Below are 2,873 nucleotides of genomic sequence, written 5' to 3' on the forward strand. Positions count from 1 at the left end.
CCTCGTCATCAGCCAGATCCTCCCGCATCAAGAGAATCAGAGCCAGCGCCGTTTGTCACTTCACACACGAGTCAGTGGCTACGTCCTTTGGTATAAGTCGCTTCCGATAAAATCCGGTTGCCCGTCCCTTTGCCGCGCAGTCAGCCATATTCTCCGAACGAGTTCCTAGAAACAGATGGTCTGGGTTGACGCACCACCGGTTATCGCAAAGATGGCAAACATCCATTCCGTCCAATACTGGACCACAAAACAATTCATAAGCGCGACGGTGTGCGGAGACGTTCTTTCCGTTCAGGCGAACATTACCGTAGCCATTACCTTTCCCTGCGCCCATCCATGGCCAACAGGCCATATGATTGAACCCCTTGGTGTCAACGTGACGCAAAAACGCGGTGAACTTATTTGCATGAGGAAGATGATTATTTTTTGGACCGGCCATTACGCTACCCCTCCAGCGCATGGAGCCGATCCATAAACGCCATTCTTTTCCAGAAACTTCCGACGCTTCCATGTGATTTCATCAGCGGTCAGGTTACAGCTTTTCCAGAAGGCAATTTTGTCGGCCAATTCCGTATTGGATGTCGTCCGCAATCGCCTTTGAAGGATCGAATTGATCGAACGACCCGGAAGAAACTTCTGGATTTCCCGCTCCGTCTTGTTCGGCATGCTGTTGAGGATCTGTGTTTCGTGTTCGGTCCATGGTTTGGGAGCGCTCATGAGCGGGTCTCCCCTTCGGTTGCGGGGCGGCTAAGCGCAATGACTCTGCCGCCCCGTTGTGCCACCATGTGGTTGTCTAGACCCACCATGGAGGAACCTGTGGAAAAGCGAATTGCTGATCTTGAGGCAAAAGTCGAAGAACTGATGGCGCGCAAAGAAACGCACGATTCCGCCATAGAAATGGAAGTCGAGATCATAAACCGGTTAGTGGATATGGTTGCTTTGCTCATTTTCCATCAACCTCCTTCCGTGAAGCGCGACGTGCTGAATGCGTGGGCTTGGCAGACGAAGCAAAAGGAACAGAACAAACAGAAGAAGAAAGGCCAGAATGGTACGATGCTTCGCTTGAGCATGTCCGGAAGACAATTCTGGATGCAGCGGCCCATTCGAAGTTGGCGCTCTTGTCCGAGGCGGCCACACGCGCGTTTTCACCGCATCGGTTTCTGAAATAAAAACACCTGCGCCGCGCCCGATCTCCTCTGCGTTTATTTCGGACCACATCTTGGGGAGGCTCATGAGCGGGCCTCCTGAATGGGGCGACCAGCCATCACCGGCATTTCGCCAAACATGAAGCCGATCTGAGTATTGACGGAAGGGATGAAACTAATGGTGCACTTCATTGGTATTCCTATCATTGCAGGAGGCACCACTGACAGTTTCATTTTTTTCAACTTCATCTCGATGGGAGGCAATCTGATTAATAATGTTGGAAAGGTATTTTGCCGCTCCAGCATTATCTCCAAATGGGTTAAGCATAAGCATGCGTTCTATACTTTTATTAATCAGATAATCGAGGCTGGAGCATATCAAATGGTTCCACTCTTCCTCAGGAATATCAGATGCGCACCCGTCAATTTTTGCGCGCTCATAAGGGTCTATTTCTTTTACAAGCGCACTCATCCTCTCAATCATCCATTTGGAGAGCCCGTCACTTGCCGAAACATGGTCAATCGGTTTTTTGAGCGCATAGTCGGTGGCACAATATCCTTCAGGGAAGAAGTTCATCATGTCAGGACAAAAACGAAACCATTCTCCATGCTTTCGATTGCTCTGAAATCTCTTGTGAAAAGCGCTTTCAACAATTCTATTCCCTGCAAGGGAGCGGATTGCGATCAGTTGATCTGCACTGCCGCACTGATGCTCACGAACACGGCGCGCGACATCCTCGGCTTTGCCGATCTTCACATTTTCAGAACCCTCGCAGGCAATAATGTAAACATGAGGCCCTCTGTATCCTTCCGGCTCATCATGTTTTGGCGCGATTTTGAAAGGGATAATTTGGGCAGTCACCGCGCACCCTCCCCTTCAGGGCGCACGACCTTCACGCCTCGGAACAGGTCGGGGCGGAGTTCTTCGCGGGGAATGCTGAATAGCGCCTCAATCGTCGGACAGTGATGGGGCGGTATCTCTCTCCAAAGAATGGGCGTCGAGTGGCGAAGGCGCAACGCTCTTGCCAGCACAGACGGGCCGCCAACGCGGCGCAGCAGTTCTTTCGGTGTCATTATGCGTGTTTGCCACACAAACATGCGCTCAGGCAAGCATATTGTTTGCCTAACAGGCACGCTGTTCCCGGAAAGAAGGCATAATCCCGCGTATGATGGACAGGAAATTATTCGCTGCGAGACTGAGCGAGGCGCGCCAGAAGCGTGCGGTTGAACTCGGCCGGAAGCTAACGCAGGCGGAAGTTTCGGATGCCGCTGGCGTATCCCGCAGCCATTTAGCTGGGGCAGAGTCTCAACATACAGGCATCAGCTTAGATGCAGCCGTTGCCTTATCTCAATATTACAATGTTTCCCTGGACTATCTTACGGGCCTTTCGGGCGCGCATATCCAAGGATACGAGAACACTGCGCATGATGATCTTGAGGTTCTTCTCCTCAAGATCTGGCGCGCTATGAGCGAGGAAGAGCGTCTCGGTCTGATGGCGCTTCTCAAGGCCAGAATCGACACCAATGCGGCCTGACCCATCTTCAAGCGCCCGTAGGTCTTTCGCCGCGTTCCCGTTCATTGTTTCCCTTTCGTTCTCATGGAACGATAGCAGAACAGAACGGGTGGTGGATATACGTAATTTGGATATGGGTTATGCGTTCTAATGGCTGACGGTAGCGATTCAAGCGTGTTGTATCGCGATGATTGGGTAATCAATGCACGTAGGA

At 51.5% G+C, this 2,873-nt stretch carries 6 protein-coding genes; 2 read left to right on the top strand and 4 right to left on the bottom strand.

All coding sequences use genetic code 11. The features are described 5' to 3' along the window. Window positions 1-55 precede the first annotated feature (55 nt). Both CFR80_RS20225 and CFR80_RS17495 read right to left on the bottom strand, forming a co-directional pair. Window positions 56-511, bottom strand: a complete 456-nt coding sequence (locus tag CFR80_RS20225; protein WP_373636542.1) for an HNH endonuclease signature motif containing protein — start codon at window positions 509-511, stop codon at window positions 56-58. After that, entirely contained in the window at window positions 439-717 is a 279-nt protein-coding gene (locus tag CFR80_RS17495; protein WP_110507808.1) for a hypothetical protein, read from the bottom strand. Before CFR80_RS17495 ends, CFR80_RS20225 begins: the two co-directional genes overlap by 73 nt. A gap of 99 nt (window positions 718-816) precedes the next feature. On the opposite strand from CFR80_RS17495, the gene CFR80_RS17500 reads away from it, so the two are divergent. Beyond that, a complete protein-coding gene (locus tag CFR80_RS17500) occupies window positions 817-1,164 on the top strand; it encodes a hypothetical protein (RefSeq protein ID WP_146221699.1) in 348 nt (115 codons plus the stop codon). Between the two features lie 156 nt (window positions 1,165-1,320). Here the strand turns inward: CFR80_RS17500 and CFR80_RS17505 are convergent, their stop codons facing one another. Together CFR80_RS17505 and CFR80_RS20230 are read right to left on the bottom strand one after the other, a co-directional pair. After that, window positions 1,321-2,007 carry a GIY-YIG nuclease family protein gene (locus tag CFR80_RS17505; protein WP_110507810.1) on the bottom strand — a complete coding sequence of 229 codons (687 nt, stop codon included), beginning with the start codon at window positions 2,005-2,007 and terminating at the stop codon, window positions 1,321-1,323. Beyond that, on the bottom strand, window positions 2,004-2,243 hold the full coding sequence (locus CFR80_RS20230) for a YdaS family helix-turn-helix protein (RefSeq protein ID WP_110507811.1): 240 nt from the start codon (window positions 2,241-2,243) through the stop codon (window positions 2,004-2,006). The genes CFR80_RS17505 and CFR80_RS20230 overlap by 4 nt, the downstream gene beginning before the upstream one ends. Before the next feature lie 68 nt (window positions 2,244-2,311). On the opposite strand from CFR80_RS20230, the gene CFR80_RS17515 reads away from it, so the two are divergent. After that, window positions 2,312-2,680 (top strand): helix-turn-helix domain-containing protein, encoded by a 369-nt coding sequence (locus CFR80_RS17515; protein ID WP_110507812.1) that lies wholly within the window; start codon window positions 2,312-2,314, stop codon window positions 2,678-2,680. Window positions 2,681-2,873 lie beyond the last annotated feature (193 nt).

The organism is Komagataeibacter oboediens, from assembly GCF_003207815.1.
Taxonomy (GTDB): Bacteria; Pseudomonadota; Alphaproteobacteria; order Acetobacterales; family Acetobacteraceae; genus Komagataeibacter; species Komagataeibacter oboediens.

What these genes read in the sequence shown, in the direction of transcription:
- CFR80_RS20225 (WP_373636542.1), bottom strand. Translation starts at nt 511, where the DNA reads ATGGAAGCGTCGGAAGTTTCTGGAAAAGAATGGCGTTTATGGATCGGC.
- CFR80_RS17495 (WP_110507808.1), bottom strand. Translation starts at nt 717, where the DNA reads ATGAGCGCTCCCAAACCATGGACCGAACACGAAACACAGATCCTCAAC.
- CFR80_RS20230 (WP_110507811.1), bottom strand. Translation starts at nt 2,243, where the DNA reads ATGTTTGTGTGGCAAACACGCATAATGACACCGAAAGAACTGCTGCGC.
- CFR80_RS17515 (WP_110507812.1), top strand. Translation starts at nt 2,312, where the DNA reads ATGATGGACAGGAAATTATTCGCTGCGAGACTGAGCGAGGCGCGCCAG.